The 16,799-nt window shown below is 59.9% G+C and carries 14 protein-coding genes; 4 read left to right on the top strand and 10 right to left on the bottom strand.

Annotated features, from left to right (window positions below):
* The 9 genes from Q362_RS23045 to Q362_RS23780 form a co-directional block, all read right to left on the bottom strand.
* Window positions 1–240: transposase (locus Q362_RS23045; RefSeq protein ID WP_157470189.1), on the bottom strand; the 240-nt coding region annotated here is incomplete at its 3' end.
* Window positions 180–3,119, bottom strand: a complete 2,940-nt coding sequence (locus tag Q362_RS21065; protein WP_051554385.1) for a beta strand repeat-containing protein — start codon at window positions 3,117–3,119, stop codon at window positions 180–182. The genes Q362_RS23045 and Q362_RS21065, both read right to left, overlap by 61 nt.
* Before the next feature lie 20 nt (window positions 3,120–3,139).
* Entirely contained in the window at window positions 3,140–5,497 is a 2,358-nt protein-coding gene (locus Q362_RS21060) for a beta strand repeat-containing protein (protein WP_084312840.1), read from the bottom strand.
* Between the two features lie 699 nt (window positions 5,498–6,196).
* The gene (gene recJ / locus Q362_RS21055) at window positions 6,197–7,924 is read right to left on the bottom strand and encodes a single-stranded-DNA-specific exonuclease RecJ (RefSeq protein ID WP_051554382.1); all 1,728 of its coding nucleotides are present in this window, start codon (window positions 7,922–7,924) and stop codon (window positions 6,197–6,199) included.
* Complete coding sequence (miaA, locus tag Q362_RS0115370) at window positions 7,921–8,892, bottom strand: tRNA (adenosine(37)-N6)-dimethylallyltransferase MiaA (RefSeq protein ID WP_028319398.1); 972 nt, start codon at window positions 8,890–8,892, stop codon at window positions 7,921–7,923. Before miaA ends, recJ begins: the two co-directional genes overlap by 4 nt.
* Window positions 8,889–9,416, bottom strand: a complete 528-nt coding sequence (locus Q362_RS22435) for a ComEA family DNA-binding protein (RefSeq protein ID WP_051554381.1) — start codon at window positions 9,414–9,416, stop codon at window positions 8,889–8,891. The genes miaA and Q362_RS22435 overlap by 4 nt, the downstream gene beginning before the upstream one ends.
* The gene (gene cimA, locus Q362_RS0115360; protein WP_028319397.1) at window positions 9,397–10,992 is read right to left on the bottom strand and encodes a citramalate synthase; all 1,596 of its coding nucleotides are present in this window, start codon (window positions 10,990–10,992) and stop codon (window positions 9,397–9,399) included. The genes Q362_RS22435 and cimA overlap by 20 nt, the downstream gene beginning before the upstream one ends.
* A gap of 12 nt (window positions 10,993–11,004) precedes the next feature.
* On the bottom strand, window positions 11,005–12,246 hold the full coding sequence (locus tag Q362_RS0115355; RefSeq protein ID WP_028319396.1) for an aspartate kinase: 1,242 nt from the start codon (window positions 12,244–12,246) through the stop codon (window positions 11,005–11,007).
* Window positions 12,237–12,500 carry a hypothetical protein gene (locus Q362_RS23780; protein WP_157470187.1) on the bottom strand — a complete coding sequence of 88 codons (264 nt, stop codon included), beginning with the start codon at window positions 12,498–12,500 and terminating at the stop codon, window positions 12,237–12,239. Before Q362_RS23780 ends, Q362_RS0115355 begins: the two co-directional genes overlap by 10 nt.
* Here Q362_RS23780 and Q362_RS0115350 point away from each other — a divergent pair.
* Genes Q362_RS0115350 through rlmN form a run of 4 tightly spaced genes read left to right on the top strand, consistent with a single transcriptional unit; the run spans window position 12,499 to window position 16,199 of the window.
* Window positions 12,499–12,963 (top strand): tRNA (cytidine(34)-2'-O)-methyltransferase, encoded by a 465-nt coding sequence (locus tag Q362_RS0115350; RefSeq protein ID WP_028319395.1) that lies wholly within the window; start codon window positions 12,499–12,501, stop codon window positions 12,961–12,963. The two genes, Q362_RS23780 and Q362_RS0115350, sit on opposite strands and share 2 nt — an antisense overlap.
* A 46-nt stretch (window positions 12,964–13,009) precedes the next feature.
* Window positions 13,010–14,092: a 3-phosphoserine/phosphohydroxythreonine transaminase gene (serC, locus tag Q362_RS0115345; protein WP_028319394.1), complete on the top strand. Its 1,083-nt coding sequence runs from the start codon at window positions 13,010–13,012 to the stop codon at window positions 14,090–14,092.
* A gap of 57 nt (window positions 14,093–14,149) precedes the next feature.
* The gene (locus tag Q362_RS0115340) at window positions 14,150–15,019 is read left to right on the top strand and encodes a radical SAM protein (RefSeq protein WP_028319393.1); all 870 of its coding nucleotides are present in this window, start codon (window positions 14,150–14,152) and stop codon (window positions 15,017–15,019) included.
* 55 nt (window positions 15,020–15,074) lie between these two features.
* The gene (gene rlmN / locus Q362_RS0115335) at window positions 15,075–16,199 is read left to right on the top strand and encodes a dual-specificity RNA methyltransferase RlmN (RefSeq protein ID WP_028319392.1); all 1,125 of its coding nucleotides are present in this window, start codon (window positions 15,075–15,077) and stop codon (window positions 16,197–16,199) included.
* Here the strand turns inward: rlmN and Q362_RS0115330 are convergent.
* Window positions 16,189–16,779: a hypothetical protein gene (locus tag Q362_RS0115330; protein WP_157470185.1), complete on the bottom strand. Its 591-nt coding sequence runs from the start codon at window positions 16,777–16,779 to the stop codon at window positions 16,189–16,191. The two genes, rlmN and Q362_RS0115330, sit on opposite strands and share 11 nt — an antisense overlap.
* Between the last annotated feature and the right edge of the window lie 20 nt (window positions 16,780–16,799).

Here is a 16,799-nt window from a genome sequence, read left to right as displayed (position 1 = left end):
ATGAACCATAGCAGAACTGACGCCTTCAAATTTCTCACGCGGCAAGGCGTTCCAGATGATTCCTGTCCTCAGGACGTACACTATTGCGGAGAAAAAGAGTCGGTTCGAATACTTCGGCTTTCGGCCGCCGCCCGGCTTACGAGTATATTCTTTTCCGGCTTCTCGCAGATCTGTGGGGATCAACGGTTCAACGATCGCCCAGAATGCATCCGAAATTTCCCAGGTTTTGATGCGTGCCATTTCTCCCCCCGTTGCTTGGTTTCAACGGATATTAGCTGGAGGTGGGAAAATTGCGAGCAAATTATTTGTGGATAATCACTAAAGGCCAGCGTGCCGTCGGCGGTCGTGCTCACGTCGCCGGTAATGCTGCCGCTGGTGCCGCCGTCGCCGATCTGCAGGGTACCCAGGGTGATGCTGGTGCCGCCGGTGTAATCGTTGGTATTGGTCAGGATCGTGGTGCCGGTACCGATCTGGCGCAGTTGACCAGTGCCCGTCACCATGGCGTCGAAGACCACACTGTCGCTGCGATTGAAAGCCAAAGCGCCGGGGGAGGTCACGGTCACCAGATCGCTGTCGACGCTGCCGCTGGTGCCGCCGTCGCCCAGTTGCAGGATGCCGTTGGTGATGGTGGTGTCGCCGGTGTAGGTATTGGCATTGGTCAGGATCGTGGTGCCTGATCCCGCCTGAAGCAAGTCGCCGTCCCCCGAGACGATCCCAGCGAAGGTGTAGGTGTTCGAGCGGTTAAAGGCCAGTGCGCCACCGGCTTCCACGGTCACGTCGCCGAGAATGGAGCCGGTAGTGCCGCTGTTCACGGTGGGATCGCCCAGTTGCAGAATGCCATCCTTCACGGTGGTGCCGCCAGAATAACTACTGTAATATTGGGTATCGAGGATGTCGGCAGTCAGGATCAGCGTACCCGAACCGGTCTTGATCAGGGATGCTACTTGCCCTGAAGGTGTCACAATTGTGCTGTTGACCGTAAAGACGGTGCCGCTGCCCTGAGTTTCTATGACGCCGTTGCTGTTGCCTCCACTCGCCCCACCGTCGGAGTTGTCGAGAAAAATCAAGCGGTCGGTTGCAAAGCTGCTGGTTGTGCGCAGGGTCGAGTCATTGGAAATGAACACTGGGGCGCTTGCGCCCCCGAGATTGTTGTCCGCCGAAACCTGCAAGGTGCCGCCGGCGACGAATATGCCGCCGGTGTAGCTGCTATTGTCGCCGCTAAGGATGAGGGTCCCGAGATCTTGCTTGATCAGGGCCGCTCCACCGCCTTGGCCGGTCAATTCAGCTTCGATGGTTGCCGTTATTGTCGCCCCGGCCGGGGTGCCGTCGCCGACGCGGATATAGGAGACACCACCTCTGTTGTAATCAGGAACCAGCGTGATTGCGTCGCCGATGATCTCGTAACCGTCACTGGCGAATTGCATGCCGGTGGCCGTGACATTCCCCTGACTGTTATCAACTGTCACCGTGCCCGAGGCGGCCGTGAAGATGGCGAAGGCGGCGTCTGTCCAGGGCGCGTTGATCGTGCCGTCAGAGCCAGTCCAGTCATCGTCTGATCCCAGGTTGCGCCAAACGCCATCGCCGCCTCCGATCTGGCCGTTGTCCCTGTCAGAAGGATTCGGGGAGGAGGTTGGCAGGTCGCCGTCCCAATAGGTAAGAGTGAGTCCGGCGGTATTGACCAGGTTGACCTGATTGGGGATTGAGGTTTGGACGAAGAAACCGGTCAGGGGAGCCCCTACGACCGGCGTGTCCTGAGGTGACGTCGGAGCAGTCACATAGTTGCCGATTCTCAGTCCGTCCGTATCCCCACTGTTGGAAAGTAGGTCTCCACTATAATTGAAGATCCGATAGACACCAGGGCCCAAGGTCTGGCCTTCGTCCACGATATTGATCACCCCGTCCAAAACCAGGTCACCATCAACCTCGACAAGGTCATTGAGCGCCCCACCGGCGACATTGGCCTCGATCATGTTGTAGAACAGGATGGAGTCCTGATTAAGAGCGAGATCGCCGTTGATGGTCAGGGTGGCGGGGGTTTGCGGTTGGGAACCGGGGCCAAGCGTAGCGCCGCTTGCGATGTCGACGTTGCCGCCGACGATTCCGTCTCCGCCCAGGCGGGTGCCGCTGGCCGTGGTGAGATCCCCGGTCGCGGCGCTCTGGTCGCCGTTGATATAGAGCCAGCCGTTGTTGATCGCGGTGCTGCCGGTGTAGGTGTTGTCCGCGGTCAGGCGGGTGATGCCCGCGCCGTCGTGCACGACGTTGCCCGTGCCGCTGATCAGGCCGTTGAACGTGACGTCGTCCGAACGGTTGAACGCCAGCGTGCCGTTGTCAACGACGTTGCTGCTGACGATGCTGCCGCTGGCGCCGCCGTTGCCGAGTTGCAGTGTGCCCTGCGTGATGGTGGTGTCGCCGGTGTAGGTGTTGTTACTGGTCAGGATGGTCGTGCCCGTGCCGATCTGCTGCAACGCGCCCGACCCCGAGATGGTTCCGGCGAAGATGACCTGGTCGGAGCGGCTGAAGGCAAGGGTTCCGTTATCGACCACGTCGCCGACGATGCTGCCGCTCGTACCGCCGTTGCCCACCTGTAGCGTGCCGGCACCGATGGTGGTGCCGCCGGCATAGGTGTTGGTGTTGGTCAGGACGAGGGTTCCGTCACCGGCCTTGACCAGGGAGCCCGGCCCGACGACAACGCCGTTGGCCGTGAGCGTTGTTCCGACCGCCGTCTCTATCGTTCCGCTGGCGACACCAGAGCCGGTTTTGTCGAGACCGATCAGGCGGTTGGTGGCGAAGCTGGCGGTCGTTCTCAGCGTGGAACCGTTGGCAATGGCTAGAATGCCGGAGGCTGCGCCGAGATTCTGGTCGCTGGAAATCTGCAGCGTGCCGCCAACGATGCCTGTGCCATTGGTGTAAGTGTTGGCGCCTTCTAGGACAAGTGTGCCGAGGTCGTCTTTCACCAGGCGGGAAGTGCCGGTCAGTTCCGTGGAGATGGTCGCCGTCATCGCCGAGCCGGCCGACGTGCCGTCGCCGACACGGATTGTGGAAAAGGCGCCGGCCGAGATGTCGGGCACCAGCGTCAGCGCATCGCCGTCGATAACATATCCGTCGACCGCGAACTGCATGCCGTTGACCCTGACCGGGGTCAGGACGCGCCGCCCGGCTCGTTATCCACCGTCACCGTACCGTGTGCTCCCATGAAGATAGCGAAGGCCTCTTGGTTCCAGGGCACGGCCGGTAAGGCGGTCGCGTCGGTCCAGTTATCGTTGCCTGACGGCGGAGCGGTAGCGGCCCAGACACCGTCGCCGCCGGTAATGATGCCGTCGGCATTGTCGAGCGGACTGTCCCAGTAGTTGAGCCGCAACCCAGCAGGGTTGACCAGGTTGACCTGGTTCGGGATCGAAGTCTGGACGAAGAATTCGGTCAGCGGCCTGACTACGGTCTGCGGGTCTTGCGGCGAGGCCGGGGCGTTGACCAGGTTGCCGACCTCCAGGACGTTGTTGGTGAGGGCGCCCGTATAGTTGATGATTCGGTAGACGCCGGGTCCGAAGGTCTGGCCTTGGTTCGCGATGTTGATGACCCCGTCGAGGGTGAGGTCGCCGTTGACCACTGTCAGGTCGTTGAGCGATCCGCCGGCCACGTTGGCCTGGACCACGTTGTAGAGCAGTTCCGAGGTGGAGTTCAGGACGAGGTCGCCGTTGATGGTCAGGATGCCGGGAGTTTGCGGCACGGCTCCGGGGCCAAGCGTCGCGCCGTTGGCGATGGTCACGTCGCCGCCGACCGTCCCGTCGCCGCTCAGCCGTGCGCCGCTGGCCACTGCGGTCTCTCCGGTCGCGGCGCTCTGGTCACCGTCGATGAAGAGCCAGCCGTTCGAGACCGTGGTTGAGCCGGTGTAGCTGTTGTTGCCGGTGAGGATGGTCACCCCAGGGCCGGACTGGAAGACCTGACCGGTTCCCGAAATGGCGCCGTCGAATTGGTATTCGTTGGAGCGGTTGAAGATCAGCGTGCCGTTGTTTTCTACGTTGCCGACGATGCTGCCGGTCGTCCCGCCATTGCCCAATTGCAGGATGCCGCCGTCGATGACCGTGCCGTCGGCGTAAGTATTCGCGCCGCTCAGGACCAAAGTACCTGTTCCAGCCTTGGTCAGTTCGCCAGCTCCGGTAATCCCTTGACTGACCGTGCTGGTCACGCTTGCATCAGTCTGGATCGTGCCATCATTTGCAGTGACGGTGATGGCCCGCGATGCGGAGAGATTGAAGCTGCCCGTCAGTTCCAGGGTGCCGCCGTCCAGGACGATGGGGCCAGAGGCTGCGCCCAGGCGGTTGTCGGCGTTGATGGCGATGGTGCCGCCCTGGATGGTGGTGCCGCCCGCGTAGGTATTGGCCCCGGACAGGGTGAGCACGCCGGCATCGGTTTTCAGCACCGAGCCCGACCCGCTGATGACGCCCGCATAGGTGCCGTTGTCGGTCTGGACGAAATGCACCAGACCGTTGTCGGTGACGCTAGGCGGCAGGCTCTGGGCGCGCGCCTGGAGGATACCCGCGGGATCGACCACCACCGACCCGTTGAATGAACTGTTGTTCCCGGTGAGCGCCAGCGTGCCCTGCTGCACCAGAACGGCCAGCGGTGTGCCGCTGTTGGTGCCCACCGTGCCGGACAGCGTCCAGGTTCCCGCCCCGGTTTTGGTCAGGGTCTGGAAATTGCTGATGTTGCCGGGCAGGGTGTCGCTGGTCCCCTGCTGGCCGGTAAGGGTCAGCGTATTGGTGCCGCCGCCGCCGTTGAAGCCGCCGGTGATGACCGAACCGGGATACAGGGTCAGGATATCGTTGCCGCCGGCAAAGGACAGGCTGCCGTACACAATGGCGCCGGAGTGGTTGGTGAAATGCACATCGCTGTAGGACTGGTTGCCGATGACATTGGCGATGACGCTGCCGGAACCGCTGCCTCTCTGGATGGTGCCGTAGTTGTCAATGGTGTTGGTGCCGAGGGTGTGGTCCTCGAACCAGATGGCCGCCGAGTTGAGCCCGGAAATCAGGCCGTAGCTGGTGATGATGTTGTTCCTGCCGATCAGGTTGACCGCTTCGGCGTTGGTCGAGGTGCCCAGAGAACGGACCGATGCTCCTATCGCGACGAAGAGCGTGCCGTCAGAATCGAATTCGATGGTATTTCGACCGGCGTTCCACAATCCACCGGTGCTGGATGCGGTATTGGTAACGGTCCCGTTGACGGTGATGGTGGCGTTGTTGGCGAGGCTGATCGCGTTGGCGTTGCCGCCGTTGAGGGTTGCACCGCTATTGATGGTGACGGTGGTGCCGGATGGGGTGGAGGGACCGCTACCGATGGTGGTGCTGGTAGTTGTCCCTATGCAGACGATGGCCGTTCCTGTTTGCGTGCATGATGTCGTCCACGCCGGCATCGGCGCAAAGAACACCGCTCCGATCAGCAGGAGCACCAACACTGCTACCAGTCGTATCGCCGTCCATCTCACCGAAAAGCGCATCATCCGTGGCCTCCGTACCGTAAGGGTTAAAACGAACGGACCAACAATGCTTCGGACAAACGCTCCAGCGCTTTCCCGGTTACCGCACGATCACTGGAAACTTTTCCGTAACCATGCGAATAAACAGCAGAACAAAAAAGAGCCGGAGGTGATGTTTTGGAAATTCTTAATTATTTCAAAAATCTAAACAAGAAAACGCATTGCGCTTCAGCTTGCCGTCGATGATCATAAATCATCTATGTGCGTGAAATAGCACATCTACAACGAAACTGCAAGCCCGTATCATCCTGTTTTCAGAATGAAAATATTTTTTATGCGGGCCAACGTACTATCCCTGACAAGACCGAGTTCGAAAGAGGGAAGGGCGATCATCCGCGCCAGCGCTGAACCGCAGGAAAGAAAAGCGAATTCTCCACTGTGAGCACACGCAACGTACCCAGGTTCGACTGGGAAGAGACGGCGGAATCGCGGCGTCAATCCGAATCCGATCATCAGAGACTGTCATGAGACCGGTCTACGCTTCGCGGTCATATCAAGGGGATGAACAAGAAGAAATCGATGGTGCTACGGTTTGTAGCATTCTGCGGATGAGAAAGTGCCTGCAGAATTGCAGCATGGTGAAGTTGCATGGCAAACGGTTAACGGCCATAAATTTAATGTCGCATAATATATATTATGTTAAATTTTATTTGTGTTTTGATATCAAGAGGATGTGAGCATAAGGGCATGGATGCGACTCTGCTCTATCCCCCTGAACCAGGAGCGTTTCAACTGAAACATCACATCGGCCGGCCTGGCCAGATCGAGGTGGGGATGGCCCAGGTGGAAACCAATGCCGGCAAACACCTGCCCTTTTCCTCGAAGGCGGAACATCAGATGGCCGTTCTTTTTTTTCGGCGCGATCAACTGCTGGCCGGCAAGCAAAAAGACCGGTTCTGGATTGCCTTCGCCAAAGGGTTGCAGCCACTGTACTGCGCGTGCCAGTTCAGGCGTCAGCATGGAGGCGTCGCGCAATCTGCAATCGACCATAATATGTCGTTCATTTTGAAGTTTGTCTTTCAAGTGGTCGATTTGACGATTAAATATCTGGGCAAACTCCAGTAGATTCCGGCGTTTGAGCGTCAAACCGACAGCCATGGCATGTCCGCCGAATTGCTCGATAACGTGGTCGCACCGTGCAAGCACCTGGAAGAGGTTGATTCCTTTGACCGAGCGCCCCGAACCCTTGATGGTTTCTCCCGATGCGTCCTTGCCGTCGTCGGCACAGACAATGGCCGGTCGTTGATGCTGATCGACCAGCCGTGAGGCGAGAATCCCCAGCACCCCGGCATGGCAATCCGGACGATACACGGTCAGCCCGCCCTTCCCTGCCCGTATCTGCTCACAGCATGACGCCTCGGCCTTCTCCAGTTCTTTCGACTCCAGCTCTTTCCTGGCAGTGTTCATGCGCTCCAGTTCGTCCGCCATGAGACGCGCCTGTGCCATGTCGCGCGCCAGCAGCACCGCAACTCCCGTTTCCGGACGGCCGAGCCTCCCTGCCGCATTGATGCGGGGGGCCAACTTGAAGGCAATATCCTCCGAGAGGATGTCACGCCTGTCCAGCCCACTGGTTGATCGGAGAGAAAGAACGCCAGGACGATTCGTTGCGGACAATACTTCAAGTCCGGCTCGAACAAGGATGCGGTTGGCGCCGGTCAGAGGGACCACATCGGCGACCGTTCCCAAGGCCACCAGGTCGAGATACTGTTTCAGGTTCAGGCGGATACTCATGGCCTTGCGCAGGGCCATGAGCAGATAGAAGGCCACACCGACTCCGGCCAGCGCATCGCATGGAAAACCGCATCCGGGTTGCTTCGGATCGAGAAGCGCATCGGCCTCCGGTAAGGCCCCGCGCGGTTCGTGGTGATCGGTCACCACGACGCTGAGGCCGCGTTGCCGCGCATAGGCGACCTCCTCGACCGCGGAAATGCCGCAGTCAACGGTGATCAGCACACCGCCCCGGTTCGGACACTGCGCCACCAGCCGATCGATCGAGCCGGTCGACAACCCGTAGCTCTCCTGCAGCCGGTTGGGGATATAAAAAAAAGTCTGTTTGTCCAGCTCTCTGAAAAAAGAAACCAAAAGGGCGGTGGCGCTGATGCCGTCGACATCGTAATCGCCGTGGATGAAGATCGGTTGGCCGCTGTCGCAGGCCGCGCAAATGCAGGCAACGGCCTGCGCCATGCCCTGCATCCCGTCCGGTGACGGCAGCATGGCCAACTGTGGATACAGAAAGGCCTCGGCCTTCTCCAGGGTGTCGATACTGCGCGAAAAAAGAATTTCGCCCACGTGGAACGGAAGGCCGAATTCTTTGGCGATGGTAATACCGAACGCCTTTTCCCGGGAGCTGCCGCTACACGCCATCGTGTACTTCTGCCCGGAAGAGGTCATACGGCGGGTACGTCCGTATTCCGGGCCCGAATGAAGCGGTCAATGGCCGCAAGGACGGGCTCGGGCCGGCCGATCTGGTGCCATGCCACCTGCTGCTGGTTCCTGAACCAGGTCATCTGGCGTTTGGCGTAGCGCCTGGTATCGCGGATCAGGGTCGAGGTGGCGGTTTCCCGGTCACAGGCACCGGCGAGAAAAGCGAGCATGTGCCGATAGCCGATGGCCTGCATCGCCGGCAGGTCGGCTCCGTAGCCATGAGCCAGCAACCATTCAACTTCTTGAATAAATGCATCGCTCATCATGCCGATTGAACGTTGTTTGATGCGATCGTAAAGCAGTTCGCGTCCGCAGGTCAGTCCCAGGAGAAGCAATCGGGAAAAACACGGAGCCGTTCCGGTCTGACGCTGGCGGCGCACATGTTCCGACCAGGGAATGCCAGTGGCATGATAGATCTCCAGTCCCCGCAGGAGTCGTTGGGTGTCGTTGCAATGGATGCGTTCGCCGCTCGCCCTGTCCACGGCCATCAGTTCCCGATGTAGCACCGCCCTCCCCTCCTGTTCCAGCCGGTGCCGGAGATGCGTACGAATATAATCCGAAACTTTAATTATATCGAATATCCCATTGATTAATGATGAAAGATAGAGTCCGGTTCCACCGGTAATCAGTGGGATGCGGTCGCGCGAATGAATATCCGCGATGGCATTGATGGCATCGCGGACGAACCGGGCGGCGTCGTATTGTTCGTCCGGATCGGCGATGTCGATCAGATGATGCGTGACCCGGCGCCGTTCCTCCCTGCTTGCCTTGGCGGTGCCGATATCCATGTACCGGTAGACCTGCATCGAGTCCATGGAGACGATTTCGCATTGGTGTTGCTCCGCGATGTGGAGCGACAGGGCTGTCTTGCCGATGGCGGTGGGACCGACCAGGACGAGAACCGGCGCGGTGATGGGGCTGAACGTCGATGTCATTCGAAGCTGACCAGCGGGAGGAGGCGCCGGAGGGTAACCGGCCCGATTCCAGGCACGGCCAGCAGATCCTCCGGTCCTTGCAATCGCCCTTTCCTCTCCCGCTCGGCTATCAGCATGGCGGCGCGGCGCGGACCGATACCGGGCAGCATGGTCAGATCCTCAAGGCGGCTTGTGTTCAGGGGCAGGGGGCGATGAAAAAACAGGGCAAGTTCGGCTGGCAGAAAATCTTTTTCATATATATCGGAAAAAAGTATGGATACGCCTGATTGCCGAGAAAATGGATGAACCAGACCTTCATCCGATTGCCGTGACCACGCTGCATCGCGGGCAGCGCTGACCACCTGCCACCGCGTTGTGTCGGCATTGCGCTCGATGGCGTAGACCGCCTGCGCCGGCGGCTCCTGCCGGTGCAGGAACGGGAGGCCGAGGATACAGCCCGCCAAAAGAAAAAGGACAAGCGTCTGCTTGTCCTTGCCGTTCGCACCGCCCTGAGCAGGTCCGCTTTCAGTCCCGATGCTTTTCATCCTTCATCAGCTTGTAGTTGATGCTGTCCACCAGGGCCTGCCAACTCGCCTCGATGATGTTCACCGACACGCCGACCGTGCCCCAGCTGTCCTCCAGGTCCCTGCTCTCCACCAGCACCCGGACCTTGGCGCCTGTGCCGTGTTCGCCGGTCAATACCCGGACCTTGTAGTCGGCGAGTTCCATGTCCTCAAGGCTGGGGTAAAATCGGGTGAGGGCCTTGCGCAGGGCCCGGTCCAGGGCATTGACCGGGCCCTCGCCCATGGAGGCGGTGTGGACCTCGCTGCCCCTGACATAGAGGCGGATGGTGGCCTCGGTGATCGGCTGCTTGTCCTTGTCGTGGTTGTGATGCAAGACCCGAAAGGCTTCCAGTTGGAAAAAGTCCCGCTGCAATCCCATGGCCCGGCGCATCAGCAATTCGAAGCTGGCCTCGGCCGCTTCGTACTGATACCCTTGATTTTCCAGGTCTTTCAGTTCGCCGATGATGGCCGCCATCGCCGGGCCATTCTCGTCGATGTTGAGCCCGTACTTCTGGGCCTTCATCAGGACATTGGCCCTGCCCGACTGGTCGGAGATGAGCACCCTGCGCGTATTGCCGACTTTTTCCGGAGCGATGTGCTCGTAGGTCATGGGGTTGCGCTGCACGGCGCTGACATGGACGCCGCCCTTGTGGGCAAAGGCCGATTCGCCCACATACGGCTGATAACGGTTATGCGGCAGGTTGGCCAGTTCGCTGACCATTCGGGCGGTGGTGTAGAGTTGATCGATGCGCTTGCCCACCTTGCATTCCAGGCCCATTTTGAAGATCAGGGCCGGGATGATCGAGGTCAGGTTGGCATTGCCGCAACGCTCGCCGAAGCCGTTGATCGTGCCCTGCACCTGGGTGGCCCCCATGTGGACGCTCATCAGGGCGTTGGCCACACCGGTTTCGGAGTCGTTGTGGGCATGGATGCCGATGCGCACCTGGCTGCCCTGTTCGGCGCAGTAGCGGTGCACCCGCTCCATGATTGCCGGGATCTCGTGCGGCAGGGTACCGCCGTTGGTGTCGCAGAGGACGAGGGTTTCGGCGCCGCCGGCGATTGCCCGCCCCAGAGTGGCCAGACAATACTCGCGGTTGTTCTTGAACCCGTCGAAAAAATGTTCGGCATCGTACAGCAGGTGCTGCACCCGGGGCCGCAGATAGGCGAGCGAGTCCTCAATGAGTTCCAGATTGTCTTCAAGTTCGATCCGTAAGGCATCAATAACATGGATATCCCAGCTTTTGCCAAAAATGGTCACCGCCGGTGTCCCGGCCGCAAGCAGGGCTTGGAGGTTGGCATCGTTTTCCGGTTTCTTGTGGAAATGACGGGTCGAACCGAAGGCGGCCAGCTTGGCCTGCTTGAGTTCCACGTCCCGCATTCGCTTGAAGAAGTCGACGGCCAGGGGGTTGGAGCCCGGCCAGCCACCTTCGATAAAATCGATGCCGATCCGGTCCAGTTGCCGGCAGATCTTGATTTTATCGTCGACCGAGAGGTTGAAATTCTCGGCCTGGGTTCCATCCCGCAGGGTGGTATCGTACAACTCGATGACTCTGGCCATAATTTCTGCTCGTTATTCTGTTTCTTCCGCCGGCAGGTTTTCTTTGTCCAGGGCGAAAGCGTCGTGCAGGGCCCGGACCGCCAGTTCCGTGTACTTTTCGGCGATAACGCAGGAAACCTTGATTTCGGAGGTGGAGACCATCATCATGTTGATCCCCTCCTTGGCGAGGATCTGGAACATGGTCGAGGCGACTCCCGGATGGTTGCGCATGCCGACCCCGACGATCGAGACCTTGGCGATGGATTCGTCGCCGGTCACGTTCTGGGCGCCGATTGCCTCGGCCACCTTCTTCAGGATGTCCATGGCCCGATCGTAATCGCGCCGCAGCACGGTGAAGGTCATGTCGGTCAACCGTCCGTCGGTGGTGTTCTGGATGATCATGTCGACCAGGATGCCGGCATCGGAGATGGGAAGAAATATTTTTGCCGCGATTCCAGGCTGGTCCGGAACTTGTTTAATGGTGATTCGAGCTTCGTTCTTGCTGTAGGTGATGCCGGAAACCAGCATGGACTCCATGATCTTTTCCTCCTCGACGACCCAGGTGCCAATATTTTCTGAAAAAGTGGAACGGACTTGCACCGGCACGCGGAATCGCTTCGCCAGCCCCACTGACCGGATATCCAGGACCTTGGCCCCCAGGCTGGCCAGTTCCAGCATTTCGTCGTAACTGATGTAATCGATTTTCCGCGCCTGCGGGCAGATATTGGGGTCGGTGGTGTAGACCCCTTCGACATCGGTGAAGATTTCGCAGGCATCGGCCCGCATGGCGGCGGCCAGGGCCACGGCGGTGGTGTCGGAGCCGCCCCGGCCGAGGGTGGTGATGTCGCCGTCCTCGGTCACCCCCTGAAAACCGGCGATGACCACGATCTTCCCCTGGTCGAGATGGCTATTGATCAGGGCCGGGTCGATGGACCGGATCCGGGCCTTGGTGTGCATGCTGTCGGTGCGGATGGCGACCTGGTCCCCCAGCAGGGAAACGGCGCTATGCCCCAGATCCTTGACGGCCATGGCGAACAGGGCCACGGTTACCTGTTCGCCGGTGGCGAGCAGCATGTCCATCTCCCGCTGATCGGGGATATGCTGCATGGCCAGGGCCAGGTTGCTCAGGCGATCGGTTTCGCCGGACATGGCCGACAGCACCACCACCATGCGGTTGCCCTGGAGGTGGTTTTTCAATACCCGTTGGGCCACGGCCCTGATTTTGTCCGTGGAGCCCACCGAGGTCCCGCCAAATTTTTGAACGATCAGTGCCATGGTTCCATCCGCATAGAAAAGGGATACGGTGTCGAAAGCATGAAGGGCGCAACCGCAAGTTCGCCGGAAAACACCCGCATGATGCCTGTTTTCCCGCCGAGGACCGTTCCCGTCGGCTGCGGGAAGGGATGCGTCACACCATCAACAAAAACGGAGCAAAGAATGTAAAACGTATTTTTAAATTTGCAACATCTATCCATTTTCAGTACATACGGGGCCACTTTTCCCGTTTCCGTGCCTGATGAATTCGCCATGGCCGCGCCCGCTCTGCATATCGTTCTGGTTGAACCCGAAATACCGCCCAACACCGGCTCCATCGCCCGTCTGTGCGGCGCCACCGACACCGTCCTCGACCTGGTCCATCCCCTGGGGTTCGCCGTCGACGACAAGCACCTCCGGCGGGCCGGGCTCGATTACTGGCCCCATGTCCGCATCAACCACTGGGCCAGTTTCGATGCCTTTCTCCGGGACCAGGACGAACGGCAGCTCTATTTTCTCACCACCAAAACGGATCGATCCTATGCCGAGGCCCGGTTCGAAGCCGGCGACATGCTGATCTTCGGCAAGGAGACAAAAGGCTTGCCGGAAGACATTCTCGCACTGTATAGTGACCGCTGTTTGACAATCCCCATGAGCAATCCCCATATCCGCAGCCTCAATCTGGCGATGGCCGCGGGTATCGTTCTCTATGAAGCCCTGCGGCAGCTCCGCCGATAACTTTGTGTTTCCCATCACCCCTTCTGTGCCAAGGAGAAGAAGAACCATGCCCGAACGAATTTTCAATTTCAGCCCCGGTCCCGCTACCCTGCCCCCTGCCGTTCTGAAGGAAGCGGCGGCCGATGTCGTCAATTTCAGGAACTCGGGCATCGGCCTGATCGAACTCAGCCACCGTTCCAAGGCCTTCATGGCCGTGGCCGAGGAGACCGAGGCCTTGATCCGGGAGCTGATGGGCATTCCGAACAACTACAAGGTGCTCTTTCTCCAGGGCGGCGCCTCGACGCAGTTTTTCATGGTGCCGATGAACCTGCTGCACAGCGGTCAGAAGGCCACCTACCTCAACACCGGCGTATGGGCCAAAAAAGCGATCAAGGAGGCCAAGTTGTTCGGCCAGGTGGAGGTGGCCTATTCCAGCGAGGAGATCACCTACAAGCGGGTGCCGCGCGACGACGAATACACTGTTGCGGCCGACAGCCAGTACCTCTATTTCGTGACCAACAACACTATCTACGGCACCCAGTTTCCGGCCATGCCGACCAAGGAGGCCATGCTGATCGCCGACATGTCCTCGGATATCCTGTCGCGGCCGGTGGATGTCTCCAAATTCGGGCTGATCTTCGCCGGAGCCCAGAAAAACATGGGCCCTGCCGGGGTCACCGTGGTGATCATCCGTGAGGACCTCCTCGACCGGGTCGACGACACGGTGCCGACCATGCTCAAATATAAAACCCATGCCGACAAGGATTCCATGTTCAACACCCCGCCCTGCTTCGCCATCTATTGCGTCGGCCGGGTGATGCACTGGCTCAAGCAGATGGGAGGCGTCGCCGCCATCGAAAAGATCAACCGCGACAAGGCGGCGCTGCTCTACGAGGCCATCGACAGCATCGATCTGTATCGCGGCCACGCCGAGAAGGAATCCCGTTCGCTGATGAACGTCACCTTCAACCTGCCCACCCCGGAGCTGGAGGCCCAGTTCGTCCGCGAGGCCACCGCCGTCGGTCTTGACGGCCTCAAAGGGCATCGCTCGGTGGGCGGCTGCCGCGCCTCGATCTACAACGCCTTTCCCAAGGAGGGCGTGGAGAAGCTGGTGAGCTTCATGGCCGATTTCGCCAAGAAAAACGGCTGATCGCATCTCAGCCCGGTTCGCGGCCGATTGTCGCGGACCGGGCTGTCCCTGCTGCCCGTGGATTATCAAGGAGACATCATCCGGCCGCCCAGCGAGGCCTTTTCCCTGATCCTCCAGGTGACCACCGGCTGCTCCCATAACCGCTGCACCTTCTGCGGCGCCTATGGCGCCAAACCCTTCCGGATCAAACCCTGGTCGCAGATCGAGGCGGATCTCGATTTTGCCGCCACCTGGTGCCGGCGTCATACCACCCTGTTCCTCGCCGACGGTGATGCCCTGGCCCTGCCCCATGCGCAGATGGTCGCCCTGCTGCAACATATCCGGCGCACACTGCCTTGGATTCGCCGGGTGAGTTCCTATGCCACCTGCCAGAACATCCTGGCGAGAACCGACGAAGAACTCAATGAATACAAAGCGTTGGGATTAAGCAGGCTGTACATGGGGCTCGAGACCGGTCACGATCCGACGCTGCGGGCCATTGCCAAGGGTGTGGACAGCGGCCGGATGATCGATGCCGGCTGGCGCGTGCGTGCCGCAGGTATGTTTCTGTCAGTCACCTGCCTGCTCGGCATTGCCGGCGCGGAGTGCTCCCTCGACCATGCCCGGGCCACCGCCCGCGTACTCAGCCGCATGCAGCCGCACCAGATCGCGGTCCTCACCCTGATGCTCTTGGCCAACACCCCTTTGTACCGGCAGATGCGCGCCGGCCGCTTTTTCCTGCCCGATCCCGCCGGCTTGTTTGAGGAACTGCGCTGCCTGCTGGCGGAGCTGGAACCGTTCCGCACCCAGTTTCACGCCAACCATGCCTCGAACTATTTTTCCTTAAGCGGCCGTTTGCCCAAGGACCGGGAGGCCATGCTGGCCACCATCGATCAGGCCCTGGCCGGTGTCCTGCCACTGAAGCCGGAACCGTGCCGGGCACTGTGATTGAAGTGTAAAATATTCAATAAAACAAATATATATATAACACTTCATCGACAGGATGAATACGCCGCAACCGAAAACTGATCTGAAGAATCTTACCCAGGAGCAACTGGTCGGCTTTGTCGAATCCCTGGGGCAGCCTGCGTTCCGGGGCCGTCAGCTCCTGGCCTGGATATATAAACCCGGCATCACCGATTTTGCCCAGATGACCGACCTGGCCAAGGAGTTCCGGGCCATCCTCGCCGAGACGGCGACCATGAGCCGATTTGACGACGCCCAGGTGGAGTGTTCCCGCGACGGCGCGGTCAAATTCGCCTTTCGCCTGGAGGACGGGCAGCTGATCGAATCGGTGCTCATCCCCGAGGAGGACCGCACCACCCTCTGCGTCTCCTCGCAGGTGGGATGCGCCATGGGATGCGACTTCTGCCTGACCGGCACCATGGGCTTCATCCGCAACCTGACCACGGCCGAAATCATCAACCAAGTCTGCGCGGTGCGGGACTGGGCGCTTGCCCATGACAGGGCGCCGCTCACCAACCTCGTCTTCATGGGCATGGGCGAGCCATTGGCCAACCTCGCCCACCTCCTCGACGCCATCGCCATCCTCACCGAGCAGCGCGGCCTCGATTTCTCCAACCGCCGCATCACCGTGTCCACCTGCGGCCTGGTGCCGCAGATGCAGCAACTGGGCGACCTCACCGACGTCAACCTGGCCGTCTCCCTGCACGCGGCCAACGATGCGGTCCGGGGTCGGCTGATGCCGATCAACAAACGCTACCCCTTGGCCCAACTGATCGAGGCCTGCCGCACCTACCGCCAGAAGCGGCGCAAACGGATCATGTTCGAATACACCCTGCTTGAAGGCATCAACGACAGCGATGCCGATGCCGGGCAACTGGCCGATCTTTTACGGGGCGTGCCCTGCAAAATCAATCTGCTGGCGGTCAACCCCGCCGGCAACCCCGCCTACAAAAGCCCCGGCCAGGATCGGATCCTCCGCTTCCAGCGCATCCTGCGCGACCGTGGCTACACGGTTTTCATCCGCCAAAGCAGGGGGGAGGACATTGCCGCGGCCTGCGGCCAGTTGGCCGGCAAGGGCTGGGAGGAGACGGTTGCAGGGAAAGATGGAGAGGTGGACGGGCGGGCCGATGGATGTAGCGAGGTATCGCCGCTCAGTCCTTGAGGAAGGTGCCGAACGTAAAAATCCCTTCGTTCAGCTGGATCCGGCTGAGCAGGGCATTGTAGTCTTCGTCGGAGGTGCTCATCCCCCCCTTGCCCCAGGAGTACGATCCGCCGACCCGGTCGCCTTCGTTGAAGAACAGGGTGCCGCCATCGTTTTTTTTCACCAATTGCACATCGATGAAACCGGAGAATTGTTTCTGCCTGAGGCGGAAAATGAGATCGGGCAAGGGAATTTCCGTTGATTTCAACGAGGCCTTGGCCCGCTGAAACGTCGGCATCTGCGCCCAGAAGAAGATGGCATGGGCATCGAGCTGAAAGACGTTGACCCCATACATGGAACTGTAAAAAGCGCTGCGGGCGATTTCGTGGGAGGAAACAAAGGCGGCCGGCTGGTCCTTTTCCTGGAGCAGATTGCTGATCACCTCGTATTCATTGAAGTAGATCATCATTTCCAGGCTGGGGGACAGGCAGTGCAGGCCGCCCGAGCCGATTTCACCCTGCAGGTGTTCGATGAATCGTTCCAGGTGCAGATAGTAGCTGTTCAAGCCACCCAGGTAGGGTTTTTCACGCGGTAAAAGCATAACGTAAACAACGTGCTGCA

It is taken from the genome of Desulfobulbus elongatus DSM 2908 (assembly GCF_000621145.1).
Classification (GTDB): domain Bacteria; phylum Desulfobacterota; class Desulfobulbia; order Desulfobulbales; family Desulfobulbaceae; genus Desulfobulbus; species Desulfobulbus elongatus.
Note: the sequence above shows the minus strand (reverse complement) of the source record. Positions and strands in the feature narration are given on the sequence as shown.